The 14,301-nt window shown below is 70.8% G+C and carries 12 protein-coding genes; 6 read left to right on the top strand and 6 right to left on the bottom strand.

Annotated features, from left to right (window positions below; translation table 11 throughout):
• The first annotated feature begins 25 nt into the window (after positions 1-25).
• Positions 26-1,759 (top strand): alpha/beta fold hydrolase, encoded by a 1,734-nt coding sequence (locus ACFC06_RS23905; protein WP_375935843.1) that lies wholly within the window; start codon positions 26-28, stop codon positions 1,757-1,759.
• A 302-nt stretch (positions 1,760-2,061) separates the two neighbouring features.
• On the opposite strand, the gene ACFC06_RS23910 is transcribed toward ACFC06_RS23905, so the two are convergent.
• The 4 genes from ACFC06_RS23910 to glnA form a co-directional block, all read right to left on the bottom strand.
• Positions 2,062-3,711 carry a CocE/NonD family hydrolase gene (locus ACFC06_RS23910; protein WP_375935846.1) on the bottom strand — a complete coding sequence of 550 codons (1,650 nt, stop codon included), beginning with the start codon at positions 3,709-3,711 and terminating at the stop codon, positions 2,062-2,064.
• Positions 3,712-3,771: 60 nt separating this feature from the next.
• Positions 3,772-4,122 carry a DNA-binding protein gene (locus ACFC06_RS23915; protein WP_375935849.1) on the bottom strand — a complete coding sequence of 117 codons (351 nt, stop codon included), beginning with the start codon at positions 4,120-4,122 and terminating at the stop codon, positions 3,772-3,774.
• Between the two features lie 75 nt (positions 4,123-4,197).
• Positions 4,198-4,482 (bottom strand): hypothetical protein, encoded by a 285-nt coding sequence (locus ACFC06_RS23920; RefSeq protein WP_375935852.1) that lies wholly within the window; start codon positions 4,480-4,482, stop codon positions 4,198-4,200.
• Positions 4,483-4,606: 124 nt separating this feature from the next.
• The gene (glnA, locus tag ACFC06_RS23925; RefSeq protein WP_375935855.1) at positions 4,607-6,043 is read right to left on the bottom strand and encodes a type I glutamate--ammonia ligase; all 1,437 of its coding nucleotides are present in this window, start codon (positions 6,041-6,043) and stop codon (positions 4,607-4,609) included.
• 252 nt (positions 6,044-6,295) lie between these two features.
• Here glnA and ACFC06_RS23930 point away from each other — a divergent pair, with 252 nt between their 5' ends.
• Entirely contained in the window at positions 6,296-6,751 is a 456-nt protein-coding gene (locus ACFC06_RS23930) for an RDD family protein (RefSeq protein ID WP_375935858.1), read from the top strand.
• A gap of 74 nt (positions 6,752-6,825) precedes the next feature.
• Here the strand turns inward: ACFC06_RS23930 and ACFC06_RS23935 are convergent, their stop codons facing one another.
• Positions 6,826-7,569, bottom strand: a complete 744-nt coding sequence (locus tag ACFC06_RS23935) for a DUF4191 domain-containing protein (RefSeq protein ID WP_375935861.1) — start codon at positions 7,567-7,569, stop codon at positions 6,826-6,828.
• 120 nt (positions 7,570-7,689) lie between these two features.
• On the opposite strand from ACFC06_RS23935, the gene ACFC06_RS23940 reads away from it, so the two are divergent.
• Positions 7,690-9,111 (top strand): M20/M25/M40 family metallo-hydrolase, encoded by a 1,422-nt coding sequence (locus ACFC06_RS23940; RefSeq protein ID WP_375935864.1) that lies wholly within the window; start codon positions 7,690-7,692, stop codon positions 9,109-9,111.
• Positions 9,108-9,944: an alpha/beta hydrolase gene (locus tag ACFC06_RS23945; protein ID WP_375935867.1), complete on the top strand. Its 837-nt coding sequence runs from the start codon at positions 9,108-9,110 to the stop codon at positions 9,942-9,944. The genes ACFC06_RS23940 and ACFC06_RS23945 overlap by 4 nt, the downstream gene beginning before the upstream one ends.
• Here the strand turns inward: ACFC06_RS23945 and ACFC06_RS23950 are convergent.
• Positions 9,926-10,645 (bottom strand): TetR/AcrR family transcriptional regulator, encoded by a 720-nt coding sequence (locus tag ACFC06_RS23950; RefSeq protein ID WP_375935870.1) that lies wholly within the window; start codon positions 10,643-10,645, stop codon positions 9,926-9,928. The two genes, ACFC06_RS23945 and ACFC06_RS23950, sit on opposite strands and share 19 nt — an antisense overlap.
• Before the next feature lie 88 nt (positions 10,646-10,733).
• On the opposite strand from ACFC06_RS23950, the gene ACFC06_RS23955 reads away from it, so the two are divergent.
• Both ACFC06_RS23955 and ACFC06_RS23960 read left to right on the top strand, forming a co-directional pair.
• On the top strand, positions 10,734-13,763 hold the full coding sequence (locus tag ACFC06_RS23955; protein ID WP_375935873.1) for an ABC transporter transmembrane domain-containing protein: 3,030 nt from the start codon (positions 10,734-10,736) through the stop codon (positions 13,761-13,763).
• Positions 13,691-14,290, top strand: a complete 600-nt coding sequence (locus ACFC06_RS23960; protein WP_375937289.1) for an ABC transporter ATP-binding protein — start codon at positions 13,691-13,693, stop codon at positions 14,288-14,290. The genes ACFC06_RS23955 and ACFC06_RS23960 overlap by 73 nt, the downstream gene beginning before the upstream one ends.
• The last annotated feature ends 11 nt before the right edge of the window (positions 14,291-14,301 follow it).

Consider the following 14,301-nt stretch of genomic DNA (forward strand, 5'->3'; position numbering starts at 1 on the left):
ATCGGTCTACTGAAAGTAGGGCATCATGGTTCACACCGATTCGATCGTCTTCGGAGCCGCGGGCTTCATCGGCCGGTCACTGGTCGCGGAATTGCTGCGTACCGGACACACCGTCGCCGCCGCCCTGCGCGCGGGCAGCGAGCACCGGTTGCGCGACTGGCTGGCCACGCAGGACGTGGACACCGACGGGTTGCGGATCGTCACCACCGATATCGGCGAGCCCGATCTGGCGCTCGGCGCGGCGGTCGAGGGGGTGCGCGATGTGTACAACGCGGCGGCGCTGATGAAGTTCGGGCTCGATGCCGAGCTCGCGCGACGGGTGAACTTCGACGGTGCCCGGCACGTGCTGGAATGGGCTGGGCGGCAACCTGATCTGCGCCGCGTCGTCCACATCACCGGCTACCGGGTCGCCGACGACGGTCCGCGCGACTACCGCGACGGCGCCTATGAGGCGTCGAAGATCCAGGCCGACGGCATGCTCAGGGCGCTCGCGGCCGAGCGTGGGATTCCGCTCACCTTCGCCAATCCCGCCGGGGTGCTCGGGCCGGGGCAGTACTTCGGGCTCGCCGACATCATCGACAGCCTGTGGCGGGGCGAGCTGCCCGCGCTGCCGGGGTCGGCCGACACCTTCGTTCCGGTGGTCGATCTCGGCTATGTGGTGCGGTTCCTGGCCGGACTGCCGACCCTGCCCGACACCGCGGGCAAGTCCTATCCCCTGCTCGACGCCGCCACTCCCGTGCTGCCCGAACTGATCCGGCTCGTCGCCGCGCATCTGGGCGTGCCCGCCCCGCGTTTCCTGTTGCCGACCGGGCTGGTGCGCAGGCTGCCGCGCGCGCTGACCAAGGCCGATCCCGAAGCGCTGACCTTCCTCAGCACCGACCGCTACGACACCAGCGCGGCCGATGCGGTGGCGCGGCGGCTGGGGATCGCGCATCCGCCGGTGGCCGAGCTGCTGACGAGTTACGCGGACGGGATCGTGGCCACCCGCAACGGGACGGTCACCCCGGCGCCGGACGCCGGATTCCGGAACGGGACCTGGGTCGCCGGGGAGCACGAGAGCCCTGCATACGTGCTGCTGCACGGGCTTCCGGTCGACGGCGAGTCGTGGAACGGCGTGGTGCGCGCGCTGGACGGGCCGAGCCTGGTCGCCGACCTGCCCGGTGTCGGCCGATCCGCGTCGTCGACGCTGTCGATCGGCGAATGGACCGAGGAACTGCTGGCGCCGGTGCGCACGCGGCCGGTGCTGGTCGGGCATTCGCTCGGGACCTGGGCCGCGGTCGAATTCGCGCTGCGGCATCCGGAGCGGGTCTCGCGCCTGGTGCTGATCGCCCCCGCCTTCCTCCAGCAGCAGGCCGCGTGGTGGCTGGGCACGCCGGTGACCGCCGAGGTGGTCAAGCGCATGCCGCTCGCGATGTTCGCCGCGCAGCTGGGTGTTCCGGTGGGGCCGGCGGTCGAGTCGGCGGCGGCGAATCTGCGGCGGCCGGGTGTGGCTCGGCGGACCTTCGCGGCGCTGCGTGGTGCCGGGGCATCGCGGGCCGAGCTCGCCGAGAAGCTCGCGCGTGTCACGGTTCCGGTCGACATCATCGTCGGCGCGGACGATCCGCTGACCGAGGCCACCGTCCATCCGGTGCACATCGTCGACGGCACCGGCCACTACCCGCAGTTGACCCATCCCGCACAGGTCGCGGCCATCGTGCGCGGCGAGATCCCTTCCGGTGTCGGGATTTCGAGTGTTGCCGGAGGTGACGCGGGACGGTGATCGATCTGCTGCGCGGCGGATGCTGCGCGGCTTGCCGACGGCCGCAGCCCCGGCGACCGGTCAGCCACGCGACAGGCACTCCGAGCCTCGCTGACGGTCGCGCGGGCCGGGGGTCAGCTGCGCGTGGGGTCCGTGCCGAGGTCGATGATCTCGGACGGGTCCGCGCACAGCACGCTGACGCGGTCAGGGTGTCGCTGTCGTAGCGCGGGTCGCGGACCGCCTTTCTGCGGTAGCGCTGGGATTCCGGGACCAGGCGGCATTCCGGAGGGATGAACGGGGTTTCCACCCGACCATCGTGCCTGTCAGCTGGACGGGGCGTCGAGGGTGATGCGGTGGGCGGGGTCGGCGAGGAACGCGGGGGTGAGGTCGGTGGTTTCGGCGGTGCGCCAGCGGGCGTGCCAGGTGGGGACACCGCCGGGCAGGTCCAGTTCGCGCGGGGTGGTGAGCAGCGGGAGGTCGAGCCGGGCGGCGGTCACGGTGACACCGGCGTTGGCGGGCGTGTGCGACCAGGCGTCGTCGACGACATCGGTGATGCGGACGCCGAGGCGGTGGCCGGTGGCCAGGCGGGCGTCCTGCCAGAGCAGGCGGAGGTCGGTCCGGGCGCGGACCGGGGCGATGCCGCGGGTGATGACGGTGGCGTGGCCGTCGGGGGCGATGTCGTAGAGCTCGACGGTGACGGTGGCCTCCGATGGGCCGGTCAGCGAGAGCGTCGCGGTGGGTCGTCCCGCGAGGTGGACCGGCGTCGCGAAAGGTTCGGTGATGGACCAGATCTCGCGGTCCGGGCCGGGCAGCAGGCCGCGGTCGGTGTAGGCGCCGGTGCGCAGGTCGATCGAGGTGCGGCGGGAATCCGCCGGGGGCCACACGGATTCGCCGCGCCAGCCGCCGTCGAACTGGCCGACGGTGACCGGCGGGCCGGGGACCTCGATATCGGCCCCGGCGACATGGCGATCCAGGAACGCGTAGAGCTCACCGGCGAACTGCGGCGTGCCGCATTTCTCCCGGCAGTCCGAGTGCCCCCACTGACCGAACCACGCGCGGTGCTCACCGGGGCCGCGCGCCTCCCACGCCTCGAGGACGCGGTCGGCGCGGGTGTTGGAGTCGAGGAAGCTCTGACCGAGGAACAGCGGAGTGGTGTTGCCGCGCAGGGCCTCCACCATGTCGCGGTCGCGCCAGCCGGGGTTGGTGGCGTCGTGGTCGGTGGTGAGGGCGAGGTAGTCGCTCGCGCACTGCTGGGTCATGGCGACGGCATTGGCCTGGTACTCCGGGGAGTCGTCCCAGTGGCCCGGGGTCGAGGCGATGGCGAGGTGTTCGGCGCCCGCGGTGTCGGCGGGGCGGATTCCGTCCTCGGTCAACGGCTTTCCGCCGAACTTCCAGGCGATGCCCTGCATGTACAGGTACGAGAACGGGTCGACGACCGGTTCGAACGCGGCCACCGCGGCCAGTCCCTTGGGCTTCCCGGCCAGCGCCATCATCCCGGTCCAGCCCTCGTACGAGGTACCGACCACGCCGACGCGCCCGGTCGACCACGGGCGGCTCGCCGCCCACTCCACCGCGGCGAACACATCCGAACGCTCCCCCGGCCCACCGAAATCCGGGCACCCGTCGGACCCGCCGAACCCGCGCAGATCCACGATCACATACGTGTACCCGGCGCGCAGCGCCCAGTCGACCGGCAGATTGTCCGTCGACGGCCCACCCTCGGGCCGTGGCTGCGACAGATACGCCAGATGCGCCCGATACGGGCTCGCCGTGAGCAACACCGGCGTCCGCTCCTGCGGCCCCACCCCCGCCGGCCGCAGCACATCGGCGTGCAACCGCGTCCCGTCGGCCGCGGTCAGATACTCCTGCGTCCACGTGAACGCCGCCGTCACCGGCTCGGCCGCCACCGGCGCGGCCGTCCCCAGCACCAACGCCACCCCGGCCATCACCCGCACCACAAAACCCCATCGCACCCCTGGACTATGTCGGGCTCCCACCCAGGAGTCCAGCCCCTACATCTCTGGGCGCGTCGGCTAGGTGGAGATCAATCGGACGCCCGCGCCGCAGAGCTTCTTCATGTCATCGATATCGCTGGTCAGCAACACGACCGGAGGACGCTGCCGACTCGCCAGCTCCGCCACCACGCCATCGATCGCGTACTTGTGCCCGTGCAGTCCGGCCTCGATCAGCAGATCGGAAACGAATTTCGCCGTCGATTCATCCACCGCCTCGACGCGGATGCCCGACAGCAGCCACGCCAGCCGGGCCCGATTCGTCTTGGCGTGGACCGCTTCGATGACCGTCAGCGCGCTGACGACGACCTCCATCCCACGTCGGCGCGCCTCGGCCAGCACCGCGACCACCGGTCGCGCGTCGTCGGTCAACCTCGACAATCCGTCACAGTCGAGCACCAGCGTGCCCTGATGCTGCCTGTCCCCCCGACGAGTCATCGGCTCCCCTCAGCTCGCGCTCTGCCACTCACCGGATTCGGCGAGGGCGGTGTCGAAGAGCTCGCGCGCGGCACGCTGCTCCTCCTCGGTGATCGGCCCGACCCGATCCTCGTAATCGCCCAGGTACTCGTCGAGCACCTGACCCCGCAGCTCCCGCTCGACCGCCGCGGCCACGAAAGCCGAGAACTCCCGCTTCCCCACCCGCCGCCGCACCGCATCGGCAGTCCCCTCGGGCAACGACAAACTCACCCGCTGAGCAGGCCCTTCCCCGATCCCGTACTCGATCTCACCCACCGACCCATCGTATCAAAACAAGTAGGAAACCAGGCCGACCGCGAAAAAACGACAACACCCGCCACACCTGGGGTGTGGCGGGTGTTGTCAGGTACCGCTACCGACGAATCGGCTGTTCGACGACTTAGACGTCGTAGTACAGCTCGAACTCGTACGGGTGGGGGCGCAGGTTGACCGGGGCGATCTCGTTGTCGCGCTTGAGCTGGATCCAGGTCTCGATCAGGTCCTCGGTGAAGACGTTGCCTTCGGTGAGGTAGTCGTGGTCCTGCTCGAGGCGGTCGATGACGGTCGCCAGCGAGGTGGGGGCCTGCGGGATGTTCTTGGCCTCCTCGGGCGGCAGCTCGTAGAGGTCCTTGTCGACCGGGGCCAGGGGCTCGATCTTGTTCTTGATGCCGTCCAGGCCGGCCATCATCATGGCGGCGAAGGCCAGGTACGGGTTGCCCGAGGAGTCCGGCGCGCGGAACTCGATGCGCTTGGCCTTCGGGTTGTTGCCCGTCACCGGGATACGCACGGCAGCCGAGCGGTTGCGCTGCGAGTACACCAGGTTGATGGGGGCCTCGTAGCCCGGCACCAGACGGTGGTAGGAGTTCACGGTCGGGTTGGTGAACGCCAGCAGCGACGGGGCGTGGTGCAGGATGCCGCCGATGTAGTGACGCGCCAGATCCGAGAGGCCACCGTAGCCGGCCTCGTCGTGGAACAGCGGCTTGCCGTCCTTCCACAGCGACTGGTGCACGTGCATGCCCGAGCCGTTGTCACCGAAGAGCGGCTTCGGCATGAAGGTGACGGACTTGCCTTCCTGCCACGCGGTGTTCTTCACGATGTACTTGAACAGCTGCAGGTCGTCCGCAGCGCCCAGCAGGGTGCCGAACTTGTAGTTGATCTCGGCCTGACCGGCGGTGCCGACCTCGTGGTGACCGCGCTCGAGCTCGAAGCCCGCGTTCTGCAGGTTGGTCGAGATCTTGTCGCGCAGGTCGACGTAGTGGTCGTACGGGGCGACGGGGAAGTAGCCACCCTTGTTGCGGACCTTGTAGCCCAGGTTGCGGCTGCCGTCCGGGTTGAACTCGTTGCCGGTGTTCCACGAGCCCGAGATCGACTCGATCTCGTAGAACGAGCCGTTCATGCCCGAGCCGTAGCGGATGCCGTCGAAGATGTAGAACTCGGCCTCGGCACCGAAGTAGGCGGTGTCGGCGATGCCGGTCGAACGCAGGTACTCCTCCGCCTTGCGCGCGATGTTGCGCGGGTCGCGGGAGTAGGCCTCGCGGGTGAACGGGTCGTGCACGAAGAAGTTCAGGTTCAGGGTCTTCGCGGCACGGAACGGGTCGATCCGAGCGGTGCTGAAGTCGGGGAGCAGGAGCATGTCCGACTCGTCGATCGACTGGAAGCCACGCACCGAGGAGCCGTCGAACGCCAGACCCTCTTCGGCCAGGTCGGCGGTGAACGCCTTGGCCGGGATCGAGAAGTGCTGCTGGACGCCGGGCAGGTCGGAGAAGCGGATATCGACGTATTCGATGTCCTCTTCCTTGATGTACTGGATGACCTCTTCGGCCGTGCTGAACGTCACTTGTTCTCCTTACGGATCGGTTCCCAGCCAGTCACGATGCATGGGTTCGTCGCGACCAGACGCTATGGACGCGGTGTTTCCCTACAGTCAAGGCTGTGTTTCGCCAGTGTTACGCGTGCCGGATTGCAGGGTGATGTCTGCCATCCGGGCGCGACCTGCATGCCTCATCCTGCCATCCGCGCTCACGCGCGGCGACGTGACCTCCACTAATGCGGTCGTGAGCGGCGCACGGCGCGCCTCTATCCTGGAGCCATGGCTCGTATCACCGGCACATGGCTCTCCGGCAATCCCGCGGAACCGGGCGATGAGGACATCGTCGGGTACCCCGGTGAGCTCTACGGCCTGCCGCGCGAGGGCGCGGGCTCGCTGGCCCCGACGTGGCGCCGGGTCGTCGCCCTGTTCCTCGACTGGTTCATCGCGGTCGGCGTCGCCGCGGCGATCACCCGCAGCTTCGCGGGCTCGTCGGTGCCGCTGCTGGTGTGGTTCGTGGTCGGCATCGCCGCGGTGACGCTGTTCGGGTTCACCCCGGGCCAGTACTTCATGAAGCTGCGCGTGCTGCGCATCGACGCGGCGGTGCCGGTCGGTTTCGTGCGCGCGCTGGTGCGCCAGATCCTGATCGTGTTCATCGTCCCGGCGCTGTTCACCGACGCCGACGGCCGCGGCATGCACGACCGCGCCACCGGAACCGCGCTGGTCAACGCGCGCTGAGCCGGCCGACCGGCTCCTGAGACGACGCGAGCCCGGCACCTGGGCAGGTGCCGGGCTCGCCGGGACAGCGGGGGTCAGCGGCGGCGGATGGCGCGCTGCATGCCCTTCATCTTGGCGCCGGGGGGCATCGGGCCCTTCGGCATGGCGGGGCCGCTGCGCGAGCTGAGCGCGGCGAGCCTGCCCTCGATCTGGTCCATCCGCTTGACGTCGATGTTGCGCGGCAGCTTGGTGAGGAACTTCTGCAGATCCTTGAGCGGGGTCTGGCCCTCGTCGTTGCCGACGATCACCTCGTAGATGGGGGTGTCGCCGATGAGGCGCGCGGTGCGCTTCTTCTCCTGGGAGATCAGCGACTTGACCCGCTGCGGGGAGCCCTCGGCGACGAAGATCACGCCGGGCAGGCCGATGACGCGGTGCACCGCGTCGAGCTGGGTGGTCGCGGCGACGCCGTTGGCCACCCGCCACTTGCCCTGCAGGTTCTCGAGCACCCACGCCGCCGCGCCCGCCTGGCCCTCGGCCTTGCGGTAGACGTTCTTCTGCACCCGGCGTCCGAAGATGATGAACGCCAGCAGCACACCGAGCAGCAGACCCAGCGGCAGCAGGAACCACTGCAGATCGAAGATCAGACCGATCAGGAAGAAGACCACCGTGGTGCCGACGAGTGCGCCGATCATCAGCGGCAGCAGCGCCTTGTCTTCCTTGCGCTGCATGTTGAACGCCTGCCACAACTGCTGACGTCGCTCGCGTGATGCCTGCTTACGGGCCGCTTTAGCCGCGGCCTTGGCTTCCTTCGACGGCTTGCCGCCCTTGCCTCCTGCCATGGTGTCAGCTTAGATGGCCACCCACCGGCCGGTCGGACCGCATGACGCCTGCGGCTCGCGGCCCGGCGATTCGGGCGGCTTTTCCCGGCGCGACCGACGGTGACCGGCCAGAATGGCCGCATGCGGCCGATCATCGAGAACCAGGCGTACTCCCCCGTCACCGACGGTGTCGACGACCCGACCGCCGAGCGGCTCGCCGTCGCCCTGCGCTGCGCGACCGTCTCCGCCGAGGACCCCGGCCACGACGCCGACGCGGAGTTCGCCGCGCTGGCCGCGCACCTCGAATCGGAGTTCCCGCTGGTGCACGCGCAGCTGACGCTGACCACCTTCGGCCGCAGCAGGCTCTACCGCTGGGACGGCACCGACCCCGGCCGGGTCGCCGCGATCCTGCTCGCCCATCAGGATGTGGTCCCCGCCGAGGACGCGCCGCGCTGGACGCATCCACCGTTCGCCGGGGTGGTCGACGAGGACTACATCTGGGGTCGCGGCGCGATCGACGACAAGAGCAGGGTGCTGGCGATCCTGGAGGCCGTCGAGTGGGCACTGGCCGCCGGGCTGCGGCCCCGCCACACGATCTATCTGGCCTTCGGTCACGACGAGGAGGCACTCGGCGCCGACGGCGCGGTGCCGATGGCGGCGCATCTGCGCGCGGCCGGGGTGCGGGCGGAGCTGCTGCTCGACGAGGGCGGGGTGATCACCCAGGACGTGGTCGACGGGGTCGACCGGCCGGTGGCGACCATCATGCTCGGCGAGAAGGGGTTCGCCACGGTGCGGCTGTCGGTCACCGATCCCGGCGGGCACTCCTCGATGCCCGGCAAGCAGACCGCGGTGGGCAGACTCGCCCGCGCGGTGGCCCGGGTCCAGGACAATCCGATGCCGCTGCGGCTGACCCCGGTGATCGCCGACATGCTGGCCCGGATGCGCGTGGCCATGCCCGAGCCCCGCCGCAAGCTGCTCGAGCTCGCGGGCACCCGCGGCCTGAGCACGCTGACCACCCCGTTGATCACCCGCGTCCTCGCCGCCGCCCCGACCACCGCGGCGCTGGTGCGCACGACCACCGCGCCCACCGTGATCAGCGGCGGGGTGAAGGCCAATGTGCTGCCGCAGAGCGCCGAGGCGCTGGTGAACTTCCGGATCCTGCCCGGAGATTCGGTGGCCTCGGTGCTCGAGCACTGCGTGCGGGTGATCGGCGACGCCGAGGTGCGGGTCGAGCTCGACGGGGCCACCTCCGAGCCCTCGCAGGTCACCGGGCCGGGGGCGGGCTTCGACCTGATCGACGAGCTGGCCACCGGACTGGTGCCCGGCATCGTCACCACGACCGGACTCGTGCCCGGCGCCACCGACTCCCGCCACTTCGACGGTCTGGCCGAGACCCGCTGCAATTTCGCGCCGATCGTGCTGACCGCCACCGACCTGACCCGGATCCACGGAACCGACGAACGGCTCTCGCGGCTCAACTACGCTCGGCTCATCGAGTTCAACCGGCGCCTGATCGAGCGGCTCGCCGCCCCGGCGCCCGACCCCACAGGAGCACGGCCATGACGACCGACACCGGCGAGTTCGCGGGCACCGGCGGCCGGATCGCCTGGCGCGCATGGCAACCCGAGTCGGCCGCGCGCGCGGTGGTGGTGCTGGTGCACGGGGTCGCCGAGCATTCCGGGCGTTACGAGCACGTCGGGTCGGCGCTGGCGGACGCGGGTTTCGCGGTCTACGCCCTCGATCATGTCGGGCACGGGCTCTCGGCGGGCAGCTCGGCCAATATCGGCTCGATGCAGGGCGCGGCCGACAATGTGGCGGCACTGCTCGAGCTGGCCGGCGCCGCGCACCCCGGGCTGCCCCGGTTCCTGCTCGGGCATTCGATGGGCAGTCTGGTGGTGCTGCACCTGGCCACCCGCGGCCCCGTCGACGTGGACGGCATCGTGGTCTCGGCCCCGCCGCTCGACATCCCGCTGGGCAACCCGCTGCAACGCCTGGCCGCGCCCCTGCTCACCCGGGTGGCACCGAATCTCGGTGTGCTGACGCTGGATTCGTCGACCATCAGCCGTGATCCGGAGGTGATCCGCGCCTACGACGAGGACCCGCTGGTGTTCCGCGGCAAGCTGCCCGCGCGCACCGCGGTGGAGATCCTGCAGCACACCGCGCTGGTCAAGCAGCGGCTCGGCGCGCTGTCGGCACCGCTGCTGGTGCTGCACGGCACCGCCGACACGATCGCCGCGCCGTCGAGCGCCGACGTGCTCGAACGCGACGCGGGTTCGGACGACGTCACGGTGCTGCGCTACCCCGGGCTCTTCCACGAGGTCTTCAACGAACCCGAGCAGGAGCAGGTGCTCGGTGACGTCACCGGCTGGCTGACCGGTCACCTGCCCGGCGCCTGATCGGGCAGCATTCCCTCCACCGCGCGGATCGCCCGCTCGACCAGCGCGTCGAACAGGTCGTCGGCGGTGCGCGCGGGCCCCGCGGCGATCCCGCGCGACAGCGGCGCCTCGACATCGGGATGGGCCGCCAGCCACGGGCCCGGCACGGGGTGGAACATCATCTGCCGGACCTGTTCGTCGCTGCGGTCGTAGCGGTAGTCCACGAGCAGCACGAAGCCGAACACCTCGGTGAGGAAGAACCCGCGCACGGTCAGCGCGTCGTCGAGGGACAGTCCCACCGCGACGAGGAAGGCCAGCATCCGCTCCGGCTCGATGATGCGCCGGACCGGTACCTCGCCGGGGGTCACCGTCTCGTCCAGGGAGATCAGCGTCGCGCGCGGCACCGAGCGATAGGCCGCGCGTGCTTCGGCGTAGACGCGGCGCAGCGTGGCACGCCAGTCGGCGGTGTCGAAGTCGTGCACGGGCAGCAGTTCGATCAGCCGGGCGGCGGCCAGGTCGACCACTTCCTGACGGTCCGCGACCACGTTGTAGAGCGCGCGCACGGTGACGCCGATCTCGGCGGCGAGCCTGCGCATCGTGAGCTGCGGGAACCCCTCGGCGCCCGCGATCTCCAGGGCGACCCTGCCGATCAGCTCCTTGGTGACCGGTTCGTGCCCGCCGGTCCGCGGCGGCCTGCCGCGCTTGCGTCGCTCGGTGGTCATGGGATCACAGGCTACGCAGCGGTCTCGGGATTCCCGCAAAAATACACACACCGTTGATTTAATTTCCGATTGAGCTTAGCCTCACCTCATGAACTCCTCGGTGAGCCTTCGCGCTGTCATCGCCCGCCGTCGGCTCGGCCTGGCCACGGCCGCCCTGCTGGCGGTGCTCGCCGCCGTGCTGGCGCTGGCGCCGTACGTGGCGGTGTACCGGGTGGCGGTGGAGCTGTTCACCGAAGGTGGTGACCCGGACCGGATTCCGGTGATCGCGCTGTGGACCGCGCTGGCCGTGGCGGGGCGCGCGGCGCTGTCGGGACTGTCCTCGCACACCGCGCACGTCGCGGCCTATCGGGTACTGGCGGATCTGCGGCTGGCCCTGGCCGAGAAGTTGCGCGTCATCCCGCTGGGGCGGGTGCAAGCCCGCTCGACCGGTGAGCTCAAGAAGCTGCTGCACGACGATGTCGAGCAGCTGGAAGAGGCTCTCGCCCACGGTGTACCGGACTTGGCGGCCGCGATCGCCGTCCCGGTGGCGACCACCGTGCTGTTCTTCGCCATCGACTGGCGCCTGGCCCTGGTGGCCGTGGGCGCGCTGCTGATCCTGCTGGTGGTCTCCGGCGCGGGGATGACGATGGCGCAGAAGTCCAACGCGGCCATGGCCGGGCACCTCACCACGCTGAACTCGGCGGTGTCGGGATATCTCGACGGGCTCACGGTGATTCGCGGGTTCCTGCGCCCCGATTCGGGATACGACCAGGCCCGCACCGCGATCGTCGACGGCTTCGAGTACCAGCGCCGGGCCCAGGCCGGGCCGACCTCGTGGGTGGTGTCGGTGATGCTGGCGGGCACCGGGTTCGCGGTCGCGGCCATGCTGCCGGTGGCGGGCATCGGCGCGGTGCACGGCTGGGTGCCGGTTCCGACGCTGATCCTGATGCTGGTGCTGTGCCTGGGTTATCTGTCGCCGCTGATGAGCCTGGTCGGCGTGCTGGCCACGCTGATGATCCGCCTCCAGTTCGCGGCGGGCTCGATCACCGCGATGCTCGACGAACCGGCCCTGCCCGAACCGGAGCAGCCGGTGCGCCCGGCGACCTTCGACGTGCGCCTGCGCGCCGTGCGGTTCGCGTATTCCGGGACCGCGGCGGCTCTTTCGGGCATCGATCTCGACGTCCCGGCGGGCTCGTCACTGGCCCTGGTCGGGCCGACGGGGGCGGGCAAGTCCACCATCGCGCGCCTGATCGCCCGGCTGTGGGACCCCGACGCGGGCAGCGTCGAGATCGGCGGGGTGGATCTGCGCGAGATCGGGTCGGCCGAGCTGGCCCGGCTGGTCGCCTATGTCCAGCAGGACGAGTACATCTTCGCCGCGACGCTCGCCGAGAACATCCGCGTCGCCCGTCCCGGCGCCACCGACGCCGAGGTGATCGCCGCGGGCGAGGCGGCGCAGCTGGGCGAGGTGGCCGCGGAGCTGGGCGGGTGGGACACCGAGCTGCCACCCGGTGGCGGACGGCTCTCCGGTGGTCAGCGGCAACGGATCTCGATCGCGCGGGCGCTGGTGAAGGACGCGCCGGTCGTCGTCCTCGACGAGGCCACCGCCTCGCTCGACGCCGAGACCGAACGGCACACCCTGGCCGCCCTCGCCCGCCTGACGGCCGGGCGCACGGTGATCGCCATCGCGCACCGCCTCGACACCGTGCGCGGCAGCGACCGGATCGCCGTGGTCGACGCGGGCACCGTCACCGCCATCGGCACCCACGACGAACTCACCCGCGACAGCGCCACCTACCGCACCCTCTGGGCCGCCTACACCGCCGCCGACGGCTGGCGGCTCGACCCGGTCGAGACGCGGGCACACGCCACCGTTCCCACTCCGCCCCCGGCCACCGAGCCCGACGAGTGGACCCGCGCGGCCCGCGACGTGGTCACCCCCGGCGTGGCGGGGATGACCTTCGGCAAGCAGTGGCGCACGCTCTACGGACGCGGCTGGCCGGAGCTGGTGCGGCACGGGCTGATCCGGCTGTTCCTGGAGTCGCTGGTGCGGGGCGTGCCGCTGGCGGCGGTGTTCCTGGTGGTCTCGCGCGCTGTCGACGGCGAATTGAGCACCGGGTTCCTGTGGCAGGTGTTCGCGCTGCTCACCGCCGGTCTGGTGGCGCGGCTGTTCCTGTCGCGCTGGGCCAACCTGTACATCTGGGGCCTGGCCGACCGCGCCAAGACCGACATCATGATCTCGATCATCGAACGCCTGCGCCGCGTGCCGATGGGTTTCCTCGGCCGCGTCGACCGCGGCCGGATCACCACGCTGATCACCAACGACACCCTGATGCTCGACTTCCAGAACGTGCCGGGCCAGGTGGCCGCGGCGTGCGTGCAGCCGCTCTACGCGGCGGTCATCCTGGCCGTCCTCGACTGGCGGCTGGCGCTGGCCGCGCTGATCGGCATCCCGATCTTCCTCGCGATCACCGTATGGAGCGACCGGATCTATCACCGGGTGTTCGCCGATCTGCACCGCGCGCGAGCGCGGGCGTCGACCGTGCTGCTCGAGCAGGCGCGCGGCGCGGCGGTGCTGCGCGGGGCCGCCGATTCCGCGGTGGCCCAGCGCTATCGCGAGGTGGTCGAGCAGTTGCGCGCGGCGAGTGTGGCCATGTCGGTGCGCGCGACGCCGTCGACCGCGCTGGGCAGCATCGCGGTGGAGAGTGGTCTGGTGGTGCTGATCGTGGTGGGCGCGGCGCTGTATCGCGGCGGTGAGGTGAGCGCGGCGACGCTGCTGCTGTTCCTGTTCCTCGCCCTGGCGCTCTACCAGCCGATCCAGGAACTCAACGCCCTGGCCGGATACCGGCGCAATCAGGAGCAGATCGCCGCCAGGATCGCCGAGGTGTGGGACGAGCCGGTGCTCGGCGAACCGGACCGGCCGACGACCCCGGCGGATGCCACCCTGGCCTTCGATGCCGTGAGTTTCGGCTACGGCGGCGCGGGTGCTCGACGAGGTGTCCTTCGAGGCCCGGCCGGGTCGGGCCGTCGGGGGCGGGCAAGTCGACCATCGCGGCGCTGGCCGCGCGGCTGTGGGATGTCGAGCAGGGCGCCGTCCGGCTCGGCGGAGTACCGCTGCCGGAGGTGGGCAGCGACACGGTGATGGCGGCGGTGACCACCGTCTACCAGGACGTGTACCTGTTCCCCGACACCGTGCGCCGCAATGTCGCGCTCGGCCGCCCGCGGGCCACCGACGACGAGATCTGGGCCGCCCTGACGGCCGCCCAGTGCGACGACGTGGTGGCCGCGCTACCCGACGGGCTCGACACAGTGCTCGGTGACGGCGGCTCGACACTGTCGGGCGGTCAGCGCCAGCGGCTCTCGATCGCGCGGGCCCTGCTGAAGGACTCCCCCGTGTTGATCCTGGACGAGGCGGTCTCGGCCGTCGACCCCGACACCGAGGCCCGCATCCAGCAGGCCCTGCAGACCCTGGCGGCGGGACGGACGGTGCTGGTCATCGCGCACCGGCTCGAGACCGTCCGGCAGGTCGACCAGATCGTGGTCCTCGACCGCGGCCGGGTCGAGGCGACGGGCACCCACGCCGAACTGCTCGCGCGCAGCGCCGGCTACCGGCGCCTGCTCGGCGAATCGGTGGACAGCGGGGAGGCCGATCCGGTGCCGGCCCGCTGAGTAGACTCCGG

It is taken from the genome of Nocardia sp. NPDC056064 (assembly GCF_042266925.1).
In the GTDB taxonomy this organism is placed as follows: Bacteria; Actinomycetota; Actinomycetes; order Mycobacteriales; family Mycobacteriaceae; genus Nocardia.

Excerpts from the sequence above, each read along its gene's own strand:
- ACFC06_RS23940 (WP_375935864.1), top strand. The coding sequence starts at position 7,690 with ATGCGGCCGATCATCGAGAACCAGGCGTACTCCCCCGTCACCGACGGT.
- ACFC06_RS23905 (WP_375935843.1), top strand. The coding sequence starts at position 26 with ATGGTTCACACCGATTCGATCGTCTTCGGAGCCGCGGGCTTCATCGGC.
- ACFC06_RS23945 (WP_375935867.1), top strand. The coding sequence starts at position 9,108 with ATGACGACCGACACCGGCGAGTTCGCGGGCACCGGCGGCCGGATCGCC.
- ACFC06_RS23935 (WP_375935861.1), bottom strand. The coding sequence starts at position 7,569 with ATGGCAGGAGGCAAGGGCGGCAAGCCGTCGAAGGAAGCCAAGGCCGCG.
- ACFC06_RS23930 (WP_375935858.1), top strand. The coding sequence starts at position 6,296 with ATGGCTCGTATCACCGGCACATGGCTCTCCGGCAATCCCGCGGAACCG.
- ACFC06_RS23950 (WP_375935870.1), bottom strand. The coding sequence starts at position 10,645 with ATGACCACCGAGCGACGCAAGCGCGGCAGGCCGCCGCGGACCGGCGGG.
- ACFC06_RS23955 (WP_375935873.1), top strand. The coding sequence starts at position 10,734 with ATGAACTCCTCGGTGAGCCTTCGCGCTGTCATCGCCCGCCGTCGGCTC.